This window comes from Pseudarthrobacter sp. TRD_SC_9 (assembly GCF_055361265.1).
Genome location: NZ_CM143956.1, coordinates 383,273 through 399,358 on the forward strand (window position 1 = coordinate 383,273; position 16,086 = coordinate 399,358).

The following is a 16,086-nucleotide window of genomic DNA, read 5'->3' on the forward strand; positions in this document are numbered from 1 at the left end:
CGCGAAATGACCGGCTTACGTTTTCGACCGCGGGTAGCCTTTGCCCTGCGCTCGCCGGAGCTGATGAATCAGCTGTTCCCGCAGGATGTGCTGCAGCACCTTCGCTCTGTTGCCGATGTTGTCCACGAACAACCGCTGGCGGAATTTCATTCTGCAACAGCGCTGCGCGTGTTATCGGATGTTGACGCGGTTATCACTGGTTGGGGAGCACCACCGATAGATACACGGGTCCTTGATGGCGCACCGCGATTAAAGCTCGTTGCCCACGCGGCCGGAACCATCAAGCAGCATGTGCACCCGGCGTGTCTGGACCGGGACGTAGCTTTTACAACGGCTGCCCAGGCGAATGCGGTCCCTGTCGCGGAATTTACCTTGGCGTTCATCCTCCTGGCCGGGAAAAAAGCGCTTTACGCTGCCAGCGGGCTGCGCCGGTTGCAGGAGGATTTTGACCCAAAGGTCCTTCCCGCAGATGTGGGAAACTGCGGGAGCACCGTGGGTATCATCGGCGCCTCCCGAACGGGCCGGCTGGTTCTAGAACGGCTCAAGGCCTTTGATCATCGGGTTCTCCTCGCGGACCCCACCGTGAGCATCCATGAGGCGGAAGCACTGGGGGTTACCCTGGTGGGCCTCGATGACCTGATGGCACGAGCAGATACGGTCTCACTGCACGCACCCTTGCTGCCCGGAACGGTCGGGATGATTGGGAGGCATCAGCTGGAACTCATGAAATACGGGGCCACGTTCATCAACACCGCGCGCGGTTCGCTCGTAGATCAGGAAGCACTGGAATCGCTGCTCCTGACCGGGCGGATCAACGCAGTATTGGACGTCACTGAACCCGAGCCTTTGCCCGTCGGCAGCGTCTTGTACAAGCTGGACAATGTGGTCCTCACCCCCCACATCGCAGGCTCCGTGGGTAACGAACTTCGGCGTATGGGTGCCGCGGCCGTTGCCGAGGTGGCCCGTCTCGCCGAGGGGCGGGACCAACTGTACCCCGTGCGGAGCTCCGAACTGCAGGTGGTGGCATGACATCGCGGACTGGTGCTGCAACTGCGAATCTCCAGCTCACCGCCCCGGGAGAACCGGCAGCACGATCAACCAACAATTGCGGAGACACAGTGAACGTACAACACGCCCTCAGCTACGACTACTCACCGTGGACTTTCTGGCCAAACGCCTCCGATGCTGAAGGCCAGGCGCAACTGGAGCACCAGAAACTGCTAGCGGAACAGGGCACTGTCAGGATAGGTGAGAACGCGTTCATCTCACCTACGGCCATGGTGGATCCTGAGAAGCTGATCATGGGTGCGGAGTCGCTGATCGCTGCGCATGCCTACGTGACCGGCGTGATTGAGATGGGCGGGAACTGCACCGTGAACGCCTTCACGGTGGTCCGGGGCGCGGTCAGCATGGGCGACGCGGTCCGGATCGGCGCCCACACCTCAATTCTGGGGTTCAACCACTCAATGGATCCATCCGAGCCCGTCTTCCGGCAACCGCTCACCAGCAAAGGGATCCAGATCGGCGATGACGTCTGGATCGGTTCGAATGCGGTGGTGCTCGACGGCGTCACTGTAGGTTCCCATGCAGTCATCGCTGCCGGGGCGGTCGTCACCAAGGACGTACCTGCCTGGGCAATCGTCGGCGGTAATCCAGCCAGACAACTACGCGACAGAAGATCCACGTCGGCAGGGCGGCCTGCCGTCAGTGGCGAAAGACTGGATACCAGGCTTGCCCGTTTCGCCGAAATTGCGCGTGCCGAGGCCCCAGAGATCATCGCCGCATCCTGGGAGCACCGCGACGGGCGGGGACGCTTCGTGGACCAGCCGGGGGCGGCACCAACGGTGCGTGCCCACTGCGACGCCATCGAGCTTTACGATCTTCTCCTCCGGTCCTCGCCTCCTCAGTTGACGCCTGAAGAGCACGTCCGCGCTTTGGCCTCCCTCCAGGACCCGATGACGGGTCTTGTTCCGGAGTTCGGAGCAGACGGGCTTCCGCAGGAGCGCGAACCGGCTTTTGGCAACGGGCCCGTGACGTATCACATCCTCTCCGTGGGATACGCCCTGGACCTCCTTGGAGCCCGTTTCCCCTACCCGATCAGGGCTACTGCCGACGTCGGGCCCTCGGAGCTGACGGAAGCGCTGGACACGCTGCCCTGGCGGAAAGAAGCCTGGGAATCGGGGGCCTGGGTTGATGCATGGGGAACCGCCACCTACTGGAACCTCGCGCAGAACCACCCTGGAGCGGCAGGTTCCCTCGAGGCGCTCTTCGGCTGGCTCCTAACCCGGATCAACCCCGCAACAGGAACATGGGGCACCCCGTCAGATGACACGCGGCTGAAAATAGTCAATGGCTACTATCGGCTAACCCGCGGAACCTTCGCCCAATTCGGGCTTCCGGTTCCGCACGCTGAAAAGCTGATCGACACGGTACTTCTGCACGGCGCCGATCCCCGCTACTTCGCCCACGGAAAGCAGAACGCCTGCAACGTCCTGGATGTTGTCCATCCGTTGTGGCTGGCCCGGAAGCAGACCAACCATCGTGAGCAGGACATCCGGGCTTGGGCTGCCGCCCAACTGGAAGAAGCCCTGACCCACTGGCAGCCGGGCGCCGGAATGGCCTTCAGTGTGTCAGCAGACGCTGGCAGCCAGAACCGGGCAGGACTCCAGGGCACCGAGATGTGGCTCGCCATCATCTGGTACCTGGCTGATGTGGTGGGATCGGCGGAAGCGCTGGGCTACCGGCCCCGCGGCGTCCACCGGCCCGAACCGGCCTTCCTTCTGCCCACAATGTAAACGCACTACCCAAACCATCACACGCAGTACTGTTGCCGGTTTCCGGCAGCAGCCTGTGCCGTGCCAAGTGCACTGCAGTAACAGAGCAAGGAGGCTCTCATGACTATTAACCGAAGGACGTTTATCACCACCATTGCGGCCGGATCCGCATCCGCCGTAGCCCTGGCTGCTTGCGGCGCCTCGACATCAAGTCCGGACGGTTCTGCAGAAAACCCGATTACCCTGCGCTACACCTGGTGGGGCAATGAAGACCGGGCAGAACGTACTCGCAAAGCCATCGCCCTGTTCGAGGAAAGCAACCCCGGCATCAAGGTCAACGGCAATTTTTCGGACGGTGCGAGCTACTTCCAGCAACGGGCGACGGAGGCCGCCGGTGGCGGCCTGCCCGACGTCATGCAGTTCGACCTCATTTTCCTGCGCGACTACGCCCAGCGTCAGCAACTGCTTGATCTTGGCACGGTCAACATCGACACCAGCGGCTTCGAGAAATCGCTGCTTCCTTCGGGGCAGGTCCGCGGTAAAACCTACGGGATCCCCAACAGCACCAACGCCTTCGGAGTGTTCTACGATCCGGCAAAGCTCGCTTCCCTGGGCGTTGCTGAGCCGGACGGAAACTGGACTTACAACGAATACAAGGAATTCCTCCGGGAGGTGGGTTCCAACAGTGGGGGGACGGTCTATGGATCGGCGGACTTCACGGGCATTTGGTGGATGTTCAACATATGGCTGCGGCAGAAAAACACCGAGGCGTTCACCGCCGACGGCAAGCTAGGCTTCACAAAAGACGATCTCCGTGAGTGGTGGAATCTGACATCCGATTTGCGCGGCACACCTGCCCTGATACCCGAAGAACGGGTGGCACAGGTGGCTCCCAAATCCCCTTTCGGCGCCAACCTGACAGCAACGGAAATGTACTGGGACAACCTCATGGCCGGCTATATGTCGGACAGCGGCGCCAAGGACCTGAAGCTCCTCCCGGTGCCATCGGACAGCCCCGACAACCTGGGACTGTTCCTGAAGCCGTCACAGCTGATGGTGGCCAGCGCCAAAACAAAGAACAAGGACGGCGCTGCCAGGTTCATAAACTTCATGGTTAACGACCCTCGGGTGGGGGATATCTTCAAAACATCCCGCGGAATCCCCGCATCCAAAGCCCAACGCGATGGGATTACCTACACGGGAACGGACGCCGCCGTCATGGCTTACGAAAAGTCCATCGAGCAGTACCTCAAGGACGCCCCCGAGCCTCCAATTGTCGGCTTCGGCACCCTCGAAACCTCGTTCAAGCGCGTTAATTCAGACCTGAACTATGGGAAGGAGTCATTGGACAGCGCGGTCGACTCGTGGTTCAAAGAAGCTGAAGACCTCATAAAGCAGAACGCCTGAGGTGCAGCTTTCCCACCGCACCGTTGGCCCGCCCTACGGCGTGGGATACCCGCGGAGACAGCGGGCGTCCTTAGCCTAGGAGAATGGTCAGGCAAGGTAAATCGTCAAGCGGCAAGTCCCGCCCCGCAGCAAAGCGGCCCGCGAGCGCGGCGGTGTACAGGCGTCGCCGGCTGGTTGTAGGTGGTGCCTTCCTTGTGGTGTTGGCCATGCTGTTGGCCATGCTCGCTGCTGCCGGCGCATTCAGCGGATCCAGCCAGCCGGCGTCGTCCACGCAAAGCACCTCGCCGGCAGCCGCCGAGACTGCGCCAGCCGTGGACCCGCCGTCGGCCCCCAGTGCAGAGCCAAGCCCCACGGCGCCGTCCACGCCCACTTGTGACCAAAGCCTGGTTTCGGTAGCCGCGGCTACGGACAAGACCACCTACGCAGCGACTGAAATGCCCATGTTGACGCTGCAGGTTACCAACGGCGGAACGGTTGCCTGCGAAGTGAACATGGGAACGTCGCAAATGGAGTTCCTGATAACCAGCGGCACGGACAGGATATTCTCCTCCCGGGACTGCCAGGCAAAGAGTGAGGACCTGGTGAAGATAATCCAGCCGGGCCAGAGCGAAAGTGCCAATTTTCCTTGGCAGCGGAACCGCAGCGTGGAGGGCTGCGAGCCCGTCGCCGCGGTGCCCGGATCCGGCGGAGCGTACTACGTGTATGTGGCTAAGCTGGGGGCCCGGACCAGCCAGAAAGCGGTCTTCCAGCTCGAATAGCCCAACCGGCTGGCATTTAACGTTGTGAAAACGGGGGCGGAGTCCAGTGGTCGTTGCAACACCCTACTGAGGGGTTGTTGTTGTGGTCGATGGTCGTTATACACCGCGTGAGGTTCGAGAGCGGCTGATTGAGTTGGTGGCTGCGGGGGCGTCGATGTCAGGAGCGTGCCGGCTGGTGGGCGTGTCACGGGAGGCCGGCGCGAGATGGTGGCAGCAGGCTGGGGGCATGAACCTTAGTTTCGGCCGTCTGGGTGGCATCGATGTCCTCGTGAGCGTGGAGGGCCCGTCGGGTCCTGGGCATCCATTGAGTCTGGACGAGCGAATTCTGATACAGACAGGAATCGGGGCTGGGCACTCGCAGGCGAGGATCGCTTCCGGGTTAGGTCGGCACCGTTCGGTGGTCTGTCGGGAACTGAGGCGTAACACCGGTCCTGATGGTGTCTACCGTGCCCGGGTGGCTCAGCAGAATGCCCGGTTCAAGGCCCGCCGGCCGAAGGCATTCAAGATCGTAAGTGCTGATCTGTCAGAGGCGATCGAGGCCACGCTCAACAAGGGGTGGAGTCCTGGCCTGATTGCGAAGATACTGCGGCAGGAGAACCCTGATGATAGAAGCATGCAGATCAGCCACGAGACGATCTACCAGTGCTTATACGTCCAGTCCCGGGGCCAGCTCCGCAAGGACTCCGGCTCGGCAATTGGGACCCTGGTCGAGCGCAACACACGGTTCGTGATCTTGCTGCACTTACCAATCGACCATACTGCCGAGTCCGTCACCGAGGCGATGCTACGGGAAATGGCGGTTCTTCCCGAGCACCTGCGTCGGTCAATCACTTGGGACCGGGGAACGGAAATAGCTCAGTTCGACCGGATCCGGATGGAACTAAGTGCCCCGGTTTACCTCTGTGATCCGCATTCGCCATGGCAACGCGGAACGAACGAAAACACGAACCGGCTACTACGCCACTGGTTCCCCAAAGGCACCGATCTTGGTTCCCATACCGCAAAGGACCTCGCCGATGTAGCCCAGGTGCTCAACCAGCGGCCCAGGCCCACACTGGGCCTGGACACGCCAGCTAACCGAATGGCTAAACTACTCGAACAAGCCGCGGCATAAGCCGCACGTGTTGCAAGGACCCCTTGACATCAACGGGTTATGAGTGCGTTAAATGCCAGTCAGTAGAGGGCTACAGGAACCGGTCCAGCAGGCTGGCTTCTGCCATCCGGCTGAGTCCCTCGCGGACCGTGCGGGCGCGTTGGTCGCCGATGCCGTCCACGGTCATGAGGTCCTCGATGGTGGCAGCCATCAGGTGCTGCAGACCCCCGAAGTGGTCCACCAGCCTGTCCGCCACGGCCTTGGGAACGGCCTTGAGTCCGGACAGCAGCCGGTAGCCGCGCGGCTGCACCACGGCGTCCAGGCTGTCCACGCCGCCGGCGAAGCCAATGATCCCGGCAATTTTGCCAAGGTCGATCAGTTCAGTGGGGCCCAGGTTCACCAGGGCGCTGACCGCGCCGTCGATGTCCTCAGGAGAAGCGTTCGGGCCGGCGTAGTCGCGAATGATGACGTCACTGCCCGGTCCACGGCCCACCGTGAGCTCGTCCAGCTGCAGGGACAGGAGGCGGCCGTCCTCGCCAAGCTCCAGGACGTACTGCGAGATTTCCTCGGAGATCCGGCGCACCATTTCGTGGCGTTGGAGGGTGACGGCGACATCCCGGACGGTGACCATGGCTTCGATTTCCAGCGCGGACAGCGAGCTGGTGACCTGGTCCAGGCGGGACCGGTAGCGCTCCAGCGTGGCGAGGGCCTGGTTGGCGCGGGCCAGGACTTTCTCGGAACCTTCCAACACGTGGCGCAGGCCGTTGACGTACAGCGCGATGATCTGCATGGACTGGCTCACGGAGATCACGGGCACACCCGTCTGGATGGCCACGCGCTCAGCAGTGCGGTGCCGGGTGCCGGATTCCTGGGTTTCGATGCTGGAATCGGGGACCAGCTGGACCGCGGCGCGGAGGATGTTGCCGGCGTCCCTGTCGCAAATGATGGCACCGTCCATCTTGGCCAGCTCACGGAGCCTTGTGGGGGAGAAGTCGATTCCGATGTCGAAGCCGCCCGAACAGATGGATTCGATGGTGCGGTCCGAGCCAAGGACGATCAGCGCGCCGGTCCGACCGCGGAGGATGCGTTCGAGGCCATCGCGCAACGGCGTGCCGGGAGCCACCCTGCCCAGAGTCGCCTTGAGCGATTCTTCGGGGCTCCGAGCCATGCTTGTTTCCCTTCAATGGTGCAGGCCAATGCCTGCAAAGATGCCGTTTTCGGCGGTCTGTTGGCGAGAGGCCAAAGTGCACGTTTTCCCGCAAGCACCATGATAGAGGTAAAGATCGCCAACAACCGCACGGGCAAGCCCCAAAGTGCCCCGTCGGGGAGTTTCGAGACCGCTACCGGAATAGGGTTCGACGGCGGCCGGCCGGTGGGCATTTTGCCCGTCCTTCGACTCAGGCAGTGCGAGGTGCGACCGACGGCGTTTCAGCGGTCTGCGCTGGTACCCAGTGCGATTGGATGGACGACTGCCAGCGGCAGCCGCCCGCAGGGCAGTACGAGGAGCTCCGCGCCTGCGTACCAGTCGCCCCGTGGACGTACGGTCTGCCCTGCAGCCAGGGAGTAGGGAGCCAAAAGAGTGCCCGCGGCCAATTGGGCATCCGCCGAGACCACCACCCTGCCAGCCTGGTTGACCAGGCTGGCAGCCGGATGCAGCGCCCTCAGCATCGGGAGAAGGTGGTGTTCCAGTGACTCAACAAACACATCTGCACCTGCCACTCCCACCCTCCGGCCTGCTGCCGCCACAGGCACTGTCATGGTCACGGTGTATTCATCCGTGCATAGGAAATCGACATATGGCCCGGTGACGTGTGACTGCCCGGTTTCCATCGGCCTGGTGAACCATTCGCGCCGCATGTAGGTCTCTGATGCGGAAGTCGCTGACAGCAGTACCAGCGGTTCCATAGCTTCGCCCTGCCACCAGGCCATGTGCCAGGCGGCATCTGCCAGGGCGTCTTCTGCGGCCACGAATCCAGCTCCGACTACGGGCGAGCGGCGGCCTTTCACCAGGGCGGCTGCCAAGGGTCGCGTGACTACATTGAGCTGCTTGGCCCGCGGGGGATGGCCCGGATCGTGGAACAGGTCTGCCAGCACAGGCACCCAGCCTGAGACTTCAGCGAGAATGTATTCGAAAAAACCCGTTACTCGGCTAAGTGGATCCACCGGACCTTCCTCGGCCCATTCGGTCACGGCGTTCATCCTGTCCTCCTTTTGGTGTCATCCGGTTGAGAGTCAACAAGCCGGGCGTGTTCGTCAATGAGAGCTGTCAGGCCCGTTCGGATCTGGGTAGTCACAGCCTCGCGTGCGGCGGCGGCATCTGCTGAGGCCACCGCGTCGGCGATACGCTCGCACAACTGAACCATGGTGGCGTCGAACTCTCCGTCTTCCTGCAGCAGCAGCATCAGTGGACCGAACTCTTTATGAAGCCGGCCGAACTCACGCGTCAGCCGCGCAGACTGGCTCAACGCGGCCAGTTCGAGGAAGAATTCTCCTACCGCGGCTCCCCCGAAGCCGCGACCGCGTAGCATCCCGTGCAGTACTCCGGCATCCTCGGGTCCCGCAAAGTCGGCTGCGAGCTCGGCCGCTGTCGCTGCAATAGCCCGGTAGTGAATCGCAAGGTCGCGAACCTCTACCCGGCTCATACCCCGAAGGCGGGCACGTACCAGTTCGGCGCGGCGACCAGCAGGGACAGTAACGTAGGTGCCGCCTTCACGTCCTCGGCGGGTCGTCACCAGCCCGTGCGACCTAAGTCCGACGAGGGCCTCCCTTGCCGTGACCGTGGCGACGCCCATCATGGAAGCCAATTCAGCTTCGCTCGGGAGGCGATCACCGTCCCGCAGCACGCCGGCCGCGATGCCCTCGACGATTCTGTCCTGCACCCGCTGAGCCTTACCCGCCTCACCCAATGGGGCAAAAACGGTGGAGAGCATGCGCTGACGAGGCGACGAGTTTTGAGGCATAACTTCAATCCTTCCTGAGCCGCCGCCACTAACTACACATTGCGTTACCAAATTTACATGGTGTGATGCTCTTTACATATAGCATCTGGTTCCATATGTTTAACTTCCTGATGTGTAGCCCGCATCACAGTCATCGTTGGGAAGGACCTTAGCCGTGCAAGCCACAGCATCCCCCGCTGCTTCCGCAGCCTCTGCCCCGGAAACCCCGGACCCCGCTGGCAGGCCCGCCATTGCGATGCGCAATGTGGTGAAAACCTTCGGGGAGTTCGCTGCCGTCAAAGGCCTGGACCTGGACATTCGGAGGGGTGAGTTTTTCTCACTGCTGGGGCCTTCCGGCTCCGGTAAGACCACCGTGCTTCGTATGATTGCCGGCTTTGAACTGCCCACCTCAGGCCGGATCGACCTCGGTGGACGCGACGTAACCCGCCTCGCGCCGTTTGAGCGCAACGTCAACACCGTTTTCCAGGACTACGCCCTTTTCCCCCACCTCAGCGTGGCGCAGAACGTTGAGTACGGACTGAAGCTGCGCAAGACCGCTCGAGCGGAGCGAAGCAGGCTGGTCAAAGAGGCGTTGGAGATGATCCGGCTGCCCCACGTGGCGGACAGGCTGCCCTCGCAGCTTTCGGGCGGCCAGCGGCAGCGTGTGGCCCTCGCCCGAGCCCTGGTACTGCGTCCGCAGGTGCTGCTGCTGGATGAGCCGCTCGGCGCCCTGGACAAACAACTGCGCGAGCAGATGCAGGTCGAACTCAAACAAATACAGCGCACCGTGGGCATCACGTTTGTTTTCGTTACCCACGACCAGGAAGAAGCGCTCACGCTTTCTGACCGTGTTGCGGTCTTCAACGAGGGTGTTGTCGAACAAGTGGGCACGCCGGAAGACCTCTACGAAAGACCCCGCACCCGCTTCGTCGCTTCCTTTCTGGGCAGTACCAACCTGGTGGAGGGCGAATTGGCACGGCAACTGACAGGTTCCACAGCGCTGCTAAGCATCAGGCCGGAGCGGATCCAAGTTCGGAACCTCAATGACTCTTCACCTATTGCGGACCATGTCTCCAGTCTGGAAGCGGTAATCGAGGAGATCGTCTACACGGGTCCGGCTACGCGCTACGTGGCACGCACCGACGGCGGGCAAACCCTCATCGTTCAGGAACAGAACAATTCCCGTGCGTCCGGAGCAAGCCGTGGGGACCGCGTCCGGCTCCAGTGGCCGTCCCGCTTCAACTACACCGTTTAGTTCTGCGCCATCTCTGTTATCACCACGCACCACGAAAGAAGGTACCCATGAATACGACCAAAGCCCTGCCGCTCGCAGCACTTGCCGCACTCTCCCTGGTTTTGGCCGGATGCGGCGGCTCGACACCCGCGGCATCAAGCGGCGGCATCCAGGTCCCCGACATTCCTGCTGCCACTGAGGTAGGGGCGTCCGAAGGCGAAGTCAACATCATTGCCTGGGCCGGTTTCGTTGAAGATGGTTCCACCAACCCCGACGCTGACTGGGTGACCGAGTTCGAGAAGCAGACCCAATGCAGCGTCAACCGGAAGGTCGGCGCAACCAGCGATGAGATGGTGCAACTGATGCGCACCGGTGAATATGACCTCGTCTCGGCATCCGGGGACGCATCCCTGCGCTTGATCGCGGGAGGTGATGTTGCCCCTATCAACACGGATCTGATCCCCAACTTCGGCAACATCGTCGATGGCCTCAAGGGCCAGATTTACGACACCCTTAACGGCAAGAGCTACGGAGTTCCCATCGGCCGTGGTGCAAACGTGTTGATGTACAACACAGAAGCAGTTCCGGAAGCTCCGGACTCGTGGGAAGCCACCTGGGATCCGAACAGCGAGTACGCGGGGAAGGTCATGGCCTACGATTCCCCGATCTTCATCGCTGACGCCGCCGTCTACCTGATGGCGACCCAGCCGGACCTGGGCATCACCAATCCCTACGCGCTGGATAAGGATCAGTTGGCTGCGGCGGTTGAGCTGCTCAAGTCCCAGAACAAGATTGCCGGAGAGTACTGGAACGACGCTCTGAAGGCAGCCTCTTCCATCTCATCAGGTACCGCTTCACTGGGTACCGGATGGCAGGTAGTGGTAAACATCGCCCAGGCCGACGGCGGCAAGGTCGGGTCTGTTCTGCCTAAAGAAGGTGCTACCGGCTGGTCCGATACCTGGATGCTGTCCTCAAAGACGAAGAACGCCAACTGCGCGTACAAGTGGATGGACTGGGCCTCCAGCCCGGACGTAAACGCCAAGATCGCCCAGAACTTCGGCATGGCCCCGGCGAATGCGCTCGCCTGCGAGGGTTCCAAAGAGAACGAGGAACACTGCGCCACCTTCCACGCTACTGACGAGGACTATTACAAGCAGGTCTGGATGTGGACCACTCCGGTCGAGCAGTGCATTGACGGCCGAACCGATGCAACCTGCACCAACTACCAGGAGTGGACCAAGGCCTGGACAGAGGTCAAGGGTTAGAAGCAATTCGTCCGCTTCCCCATTCAGGCGTGGGCAGGGCGGCGCGCTGCGCCACCCTGCCCACGCAGTCAGCACCCCACTCCGAAGGAGGAACGGCGGGTAAACCCGCCGATAACCGCCATGGCAGCATCTACGATCGAGCCGGAGGTAATATCCGGCGCCCCCACGCCGGACGGTCATCCCCGCCGACACGGCGACGGTATCTCCAGGCTCCTTTACGCCAGGCCGAAGCTCAGGTTGACCGCGTTGCTGACCCTTCCGCTGGCATGGCTCGGCGTGCTGTACATAGGGTCGCTTGTCCTCTTGTTTGTCACTGCGTTTTGGACAACGGACACCTTCACCTCGAAGGTGATCCCGGCATTCACCCTGGACAATTTTCTGGAGATCCTCACGGTTCCCGCCTATCAGCTCACTGCCCTGCGCACGATCGGAATCGCGTTTGCCGTGACCGTCCTGTGCGCCGTGGTGGCACTGCCGCTTGGCCTGTACATGGCGAAGGTGGCATCTCCAACGGTGCGTGCCGTGCTCGCAGTCGGCATAACGCTGCCACTTTGGGCAGGCTACCTGGTGAAGGTGTTCTCGTGGCGGATCACGTTCATGAATGGTGGTCCGCTCGATTGGCTGTTGGCGCCGTTGGGCATGACCGGCCCCGGCTACGGTACCCCGGCCCTGATAGTGACTTTGGCGTACTTGTGGTTCCCTTACATGGCCGTTCCGGTGTATTCAGCGTTCCGCCAGATCCCGGACAACCTATTTGACGCCTCTTCAGACTTGGGTGCGAAAGCCTGGGCAACTGTCAGGACCGTGGCCATCCCGCTCCTCAAGCCGGCGTTCATCGCCGGGTCTATCTTCACCTTCTCCTTGAGCCTGGGAGACTACATCGCGGCGCAGTTCGTAGGCGGCAAGACGCAGGTCATTGGCACCGTGATCGCCTCGAATATCAACTTGAATCCTCCGCTTGCGGCCGCATTCGGCACGGTGCCGATCGTCGTCGTTGTCCTGTATCTATTCCTCGCCCGCAAGTCCGGCGCCCTCAAGCAGCTTTAGGAGCCCGAGTCCATGAGATTTTCATCCTCCGCCAAACTTTCCTTGCGGCTCTTCGCCGGTCTGATAATGGCAGCCATCTACCTGCCGCTGATGCTGGTAGTCCTGAATTCTTTCAATGCCTCAACGTCCGGCACGTTCCCCATCACTGACTTCACTACCCGTTGGTGGAGCGCCGCTTTCCACAACGAAGGCGTCAGGGAGGCACTCTGGACCTCCCTGCGGGTTGCCGCACTGGCCACGATCATCGCCCTCGTGTTGGGTACCATGATCGCCTTTGCGCTTTCGCGCTACGAATTCTTCGGCAAGAACACTGTGAATCTGTTGGTCGTACTCCCAATCGCATTGCCAGGCATCGTTACCGGCGTCGCCTTGAACAACACCTTCAAGACGGTGCTTGAACCGATCGGCATTGGGCTGGGACTGTTCTCCGTGATTGTGGGGCACGCAACATTTTGCATCGTGATGGTCTTCAATAACGTGCAGGCCCGGCTCGGCCGAATCAACAGGGGACTGGAAGAGGCGGCCATGGACATGGGAGCCAATGTAGTGAAGACCTTCTTCACGGTTACCTTCCCGGGCTTCCGGTCCGCTTTCGTGGCGGGTGGGGTGCTGGCGTTCGCGTTGAGCTTCGATGAGATCGTAGTAACCACATTCACCGCTCCTCCCGGGACGGAGACCCTGCCGATCTGGATCTTCAACAACATGGCCAGGCCCAATCAGGCGCCGGTCGTCAACGTGATCGCTGCCCTGCTGATTCTCGCGTCCATGGTTCCGGTCTACCTCAGCCAGCGTATGACCGGAGACCACAAGAAATGACTCAGGTGACGTCCAGCCGGGCAACGTGGACCGCCAAGGCGCCGGGCAGCGGCATGGAAACGAGGCTCAATGAGCCTGGCTGACCATCGTGAGGTGCCAGGTCAGGGCCGCTGTCCCGCCGCCCGCCGGCGGGACAGCCGCTCAAGATCCCTGCGGACCTCCTGCAGGGAAGCAGCGCGGTTCTCCGACCGGTGCGTCTTCTCCGGCCTGCGGGTCAGGGCCGGCGGAGCATCCGGCGCTGGCTCGCTTTGGGCCGGAGGCACAGCTGCGGTGGCTGCCGCCGGAACAGCGGCGCCGGACGAAGCCAGTGGATCAAAGAAAAGGCCTGAAAGGGCTGCGGAGGACATGACGGATCAGTCCCGTTCCGAACGTGAAAAAACCCCAATAATTGTGTTCACCGGACCAAAGTACCTGGCGGATATTTCGCCGTCTTGAATTCAGCGTTTCGCCCGGGTTAAGTGGCGCCTTCGGCCGCAGGCCACCCCTGCGATAAACTGGAACTTGGCTTGTCAGCCGATCCATTCCTGCCAAAGCCTCCCAGATGCAAATACTGATGCGAAGTCAGATGCAAAACCCAGTCAAGCGCCCCAACAAGGCGGCAGGTTCCCCGCCGCAGCGAAAGTAGCACCGTGTCCCAAGATGTCCTGAGCCCCGCCCGAGTCCACGAGATTCACAAAGAGGCGGCCCGGCGTCGGACCTTTGCTGTTATTTCCCACCCCGACGCCGGCAAATCCACACTTACCGAGGCGCTGGCCCTGCACGCAAAAGTCATCGGCACAGCCGGCGCATCCAGCGGCAAGGCCAACCGCAAGGAGACTGTGTCCGACTGGATGCAGATGGAGAAGGACCGCGGTATCTCCATCAGCTCTGCGGCCCTGCAGTTCTCCTACCGGGACACCGTGATCAACCTGCTGGACACCCCCGGGCACGCGGACTTCTCCGAGGACACCTACCGGGTCCTGGCCGCCGTCGACTGTGCCGTGATGCTGGTGGACGCAGCCAAGGGACTGGAAACCCAGACCATGAAGCTCTTCGAGGTCTGCAAGCAGCGCAACCTCCCCATCATCACCGTGATCAACAAGTGGGACCGCCCTGGCCTGGACGCGCTGGCGCTGATGGACGAGATCACCGAGCGCACGGGCCTGCAGCCCATGCCGCTGACCTGGGCCGTAGGCATCTCCGGCGACTTCCGTGGCGTCTGGGACCTGAAGAACGATCGCTTTGCCCGTTTCGAGCGCAACAACGCCGGGGCCAAGATTGCCCTCACCGAGTACCTAACCCCGGAGGAAGCCGCGGAAACCCAGGGCAGCAACTGGACGGACGCCGTCGATGAAGCCGGCCTGGTCATCGAATCGAACCTGGAGTTCGACGTCGAAAGCTTCCACGCCGGTGAGGCCACGCCCATCCTCTTCAGCTCTGCCGCCCTGAACTACGGCGTCAAAGAACTCCTGGATGCCCTGGTCGACTTCGCCCCTCCGGCCGCCCCCCGCCCGGACGTCGACGGCGAACCCCGCCCCGTTGAGGCTCCCTTCTCCGGCTTCGTCTTCAAGGTCCAGGCCGGGATGAACAAGGCCCACCGGGACCACGTTGCCTTTATCCGCGTCTGTTCCGGCGTTTTCGAGCGCGGCATGGTGGTCACCCAGACCCGCACCGGAAAGTCGTTCGCCACCAAATATGCGCAGCAGGTGTTCGGCCGCGAACGCGAAGTGATTGACGAGGCCTACCCCGGCGACGTTGTTGGCCTGGTGAACGCGTCCTCGCTCCGTGTGGGGGACAGCCTGTTCGTCGAGGAACCCGTCGAATACCCGGCCATCCCGTTGTTCGCCCCCGAACACTTCCAGGTGGCACGGTCCAAGGACCCCAGCCGCTTCAAGCAGTTCCGCCGCGGCATCGAGCAGCTGGAGCACGAGGGCGTCATCCAGGTGCTCCGCTCCGACGTCCGCGGTGACCAGGCGCCGGTGCTTGCCGCCGTCGGCCCCATGCAGTTCGAGGTGGTGGAGGACCGCATGGCCCACGACTTTAGCGCCCCCATGCGGTTGGAGCGCCTGAACTACTCCATGGCAAGGATTACGACGCCGGACGCCATGCCGGTGCTCGCCAACGTCCAGGGGGCTGAGGTGCTGCTGCGGTCCGACGGCGAGTACCTGGCCCTGTTCAACGACGTCTGGGCCCTGCGCCGGATCGAGAAGAACTACCCGGACCTCAGCCTTGCGCCGATCGGAACGCACAACCCCGCGAAGTAGGGATCAACCCCCGCTGACCTTTTGGACCAGCGCGTCCAGGATGGCCAGCTGGCCCTTCACTAGCTTGATGCGGGCATCTGCTTCGCTGAACCAGCGGGCGTCGTCGATTTCCGGGAACTGCTGCACATTGCCCGAACCCTTGGGCCATTCGAGGGGAAAGGTGTTGCTGGCGATGCGCTCCGGCCGGAAATCGGATTCTGCCGCGAACACCGTGATGATCTTGCGCGAAGGCTGGCGGAATTCCCCGAGCGGTACGTAGCGGGCCACCGGGGGAGGAGCGCCCATCTCCTCCTCAAATTCACGCAGGGCCGCCACCAGGGGATCTTCGTCCTCGAGGTATTCGCCCTTGGGGATTGACCAGGCACGGGCGTCCTTCCTGGACCAGAACGGCCCGCCCATGTGGGCGATCCATACCTGCAGTTCCGCGGCGTCCTGTTCCCGCGCAACCGGTACCGCAGAATGCCGGTACAGCAGAATGCCTGCGCTCCGAACTGTCATTGCCCCTCCAAA

14 protein-coding genes and 2 pseudogenes are annotated in these 16,086 nt (G+C 62.2%); 11 read left to right on the plus strand and 5 right to left on the minus strand.

What is annotated here, in order from left to right:
* Nucleotides 1-6: 6 nt before the first annotated feature.
* The 6 genes and pseudogenes from ACWA13_RS01770 (at nt 7) to ACWA13_RS01795 (ending at nt 6,053) form a co-directional block, all read left to right on the plus strand.
* Nucleotides 7-1,029 (plus strand): hydroxyacid dehydrogenase, encoded by a 1,023-nt coding sequence (locus tag ACWA13_RS01770; RefSeq protein WP_463936382.1) that lies wholly within the window; start codon nt 7-9, stop codon nt 1,027-1,029.
* Nucleotides 1,030-1,520: 491 nt separating this feature from the next.
* Nucleotides 1,521-1,676, plus strand: a pseudogene (locus ACWA13_RS01775) (DapH/DapD/GlmU-related protein); the annotation flags it as partial.
* 1,218 nt (nt 1,677-2,894) lie between these two features.
* Nucleotides 2,895-4,181, plus strand: a complete 1,287-nt coding sequence (locus tag ACWA13_RS01780) for an ABC transporter substrate-binding protein (RefSeq protein ID WP_463936383.1) — start codon at nt 2,895-2,897, stop codon at nt 4,179-4,181.
* Nucleotides 4,182-4,264: 83 nt separating this feature from the next.
* Nucleotides 4,265-4,939, plus strand: a complete 675-nt coding sequence (locus ACWA13_RS01785; RefSeq protein ID WP_463936385.1) for a hypothetical protein — start codon at nt 4,265-4,267, stop codon at nt 4,937-4,939.
* A gap of 226 nt (nt 4,940-5,165) precedes the next feature.
* Nucleotides 5,166-5,351, plus strand: a pseudogene (locus ACWA13_RS01790) (helix-turn-helix domain-containing protein); the annotation flags it as partial.
* A gap of 42 nt (nt 5,352-5,393) precedes the next feature.
* Entirely contained in the window at nt 5,394-6,053 is a 660-nt protein-coding gene (locus ACWA13_RS01795) for an IS30 family transposase (RefSeq protein ID WP_463937990.1), read from the plus strand.
* 70 nt (nt 6,054-6,123) lie between these two features.
* On the opposite strand, the gene disA is transcribed toward ACWA13_RS01795, so the two are convergent.
* From disA to ACWA13_RS01810, 3 genes are all read right to left on the minus strand, one after another.
* Nucleotides 6,124-7,200, minus strand: coding sequence for a DNA integrity scanning diadenylate cyclase DisA (gene disA / locus ACWA13_RS01800; RefSeq protein WP_463936386.1), 1,077 nt, complete (start codon nt 7,198-7,200; stop codon nt 6,124-6,126).
* Nucleotides 7,201-7,460: 260 nt separating this feature from the next.
* Entirely contained in the window at nt 7,461-8,231 is a 771-nt protein-coding gene (locus ACWA13_RS01805; RefSeq protein ID WP_463936388.1) for a cache domain-containing protein, read from the minus strand.
* Nucleotides 8,228-8,992: a winged helix-turn-helix domain-containing protein gene (locus tag ACWA13_RS01810; RefSeq protein WP_463936390.1), complete on the minus strand. Its 765-nt coding sequence runs from the start codon at nt 8,990-8,992 to the stop codon at nt 8,228-8,230. The genes ACWA13_RS01805 and ACWA13_RS01810 overlap by 4 nt, the downstream gene beginning before the upstream one ends.
* Nucleotides 8,993-9,227: 235 nt before the next feature.
* On the opposite strand from ACWA13_RS01810, the gene ACWA13_RS01815 reads away from it, so the two are divergent.
* The 4 genes from ACWA13_RS01815 (at nt 9,228) to ACWA13_RS01830 (ending at nt 13,333) form a co-directional block, all read left to right on the plus strand.
* Nucleotides 9,228-10,226, plus strand: a complete 999-nt coding sequence (locus tag ACWA13_RS01815; protein ID WP_463937991.1) for an ABC transporter ATP-binding protein — start codon at nt 9,228-9,230, stop codon at nt 10,224-10,226.
* A 47-nt stretch (nt 10,227-10,273) separates the two neighbouring features.
* Nucleotides 10,274-11,470: an extracellular solute-binding protein gene (locus tag ACWA13_RS01820; RefSeq protein ID WP_463936392.1), complete on the plus strand. Its 1,197-nt coding sequence runs from the start codon at nt 10,274-10,276 to the stop codon at nt 11,468-11,470.
* Between the two features lie 120 nt (nt 11,471-11,590).
* On the plus strand, nt 11,591-12,517 hold the full coding sequence (locus ACWA13_RS01825) for an ABC transporter permease (RefSeq protein ID WP_463936394.1): 927 nt from the start codon (nt 11,591-11,593) through the stop codon (nt 12,515-12,517).
* A gap of 12 nt (nt 12,518-12,529) precedes the next feature.
* Nucleotides 12,530-13,333 carry an ABC transporter permease gene (locus tag ACWA13_RS01830; RefSeq protein WP_463936396.1) on the plus strand — a complete coding sequence of 268 codons (804 nt, stop codon included), beginning with the start codon at nt 12,530-12,532 and terminating at the stop codon, nt 13,331-13,333.
* Between the two features lie 101 nt (nt 13,334-13,434).
* Here ACWA13_RS01830 and ACWA13_RS01835 read toward each other — a convergent pair whose 3' ends face one another.
* Nucleotides 13,435-13,680: a hypothetical protein gene (locus ACWA13_RS01835; protein WP_463936397.1), complete on the minus strand. Its 246-nt coding sequence runs from the start codon at nt 13,678-13,680 to the stop codon at nt 13,435-13,437.
* Between the two features lie 282 nt (nt 13,681-13,962).
* Between ACWA13_RS01835 and ACWA13_RS01840 the strand changes: the two genes are divergently transcribed.
* Complete coding sequence (locus ACWA13_RS01840) at nt 13,963-15,576, plus strand: peptide chain release factor 3 (RefSeq protein ID WP_463936398.1); 1,614 nt, start codon at nt 13,963-13,965, stop codon at nt 15,574-15,576.
* Between the two features lie 3 nt (nt 15,577-15,579).
* On the opposite strand, the gene ACWA13_RS01845 is transcribed toward ACWA13_RS01840, so the two are convergent.
* Nucleotides 15,580-16,074, minus strand: coding sequence for an NUDIX hydrolase (locus tag ACWA13_RS01845; protein ID WP_463936399.1), 495 nt, complete (start codon nt 16,072-16,074; stop codon nt 15,580-15,582).
* Nucleotides 16,075-16,086: the final 12 nt, after the last annotated feature.

Bases quoted from the DNA above. Each gene is read 5' to 3' on its own strand.
- ACWA13_RS01845 (WP_463936399.1), bottom strand. From the start codon at position 16,074: ATGACAGTTCGGAGCGCAGGCATTCTGCTGTACCGGCATTCTGCGGTA.
- ACWA13_RS01780 (WP_463936383.1), top strand. From the start codon at position 2,895: ATGACTATTAACCGAAGGACGTTTATCACCACCATTGCGGCCGGATCC.
- ACWA13_RS01805 (WP_463936388.1), bottom strand. From the start codon at position 8,231: ATGAACGCCGTGACCGAATGGGCCGAGGAAGGTCCGGTGGATCCACTT.
- disA (WP_463936386.1), bottom strand. From the start codon at position 7,200: ATGGCTCGGAGCCCCGAAGAATCGCTCAAGGCGACTCTGGGCAGGGTG.
- ACWA13_RS01830 (WP_463936396.1), top strand. From the start codon at position 12,530: ATGAGATTTTCATCCTCCGCCAAACTTTCCTTGCGGCTCTTCGCCGGT.
- ACWA13_RS01825 (WP_463936394.1), top strand. From the start codon at position 11,591: ATGGCAGCATCTACGATCGAGCCGGAGGTAATATCCGGCGCCCCCACG.
- ACWA13_RS01835 (WP_463936397.1), bottom strand. From the start codon at position 13,680: ATGTCCTCCGCAGCCCTTTCAGGCCTTTTCTTTGATCCACTGGCTTCG.
- ACWA13_RS01770 (WP_463936382.1), top strand. From the start codon at position 7: ATGACCGGCTTACGTTTTCGACCGCGGGTAGCCTTTGCCCTGCGCTCG.
- ACWA13_RS01815 (WP_463937991.1), top strand. From the start codon at position 9,228: ATGCGCAATGTGGTGAAAACCTTCGGGGAGTTCGCTGCCGTCAAAGGC.
- ACWA13_RS01820 (WP_463936392.1), top strand. From the start codon at position 10,274: ATGAATACGACCAAAGCCCTGCCGCTCGCAGCACTTGCCGCACTCTCC.
- ACWA13_RS01785 (WP_463936385.1), top strand. From the start codon at position 4,265: ATGGTCAGGCAAGGTAAATCGTCAAGCGGCAAGTCCCGCCCCGCAGCA.
- ACWA13_RS01810 (WP_463936390.1), bottom strand. From the start codon at position 8,992: ATGCCTCAAAACTCGTCGCCTCGTCAGCGCATGCTCTCCACCGTTTTT.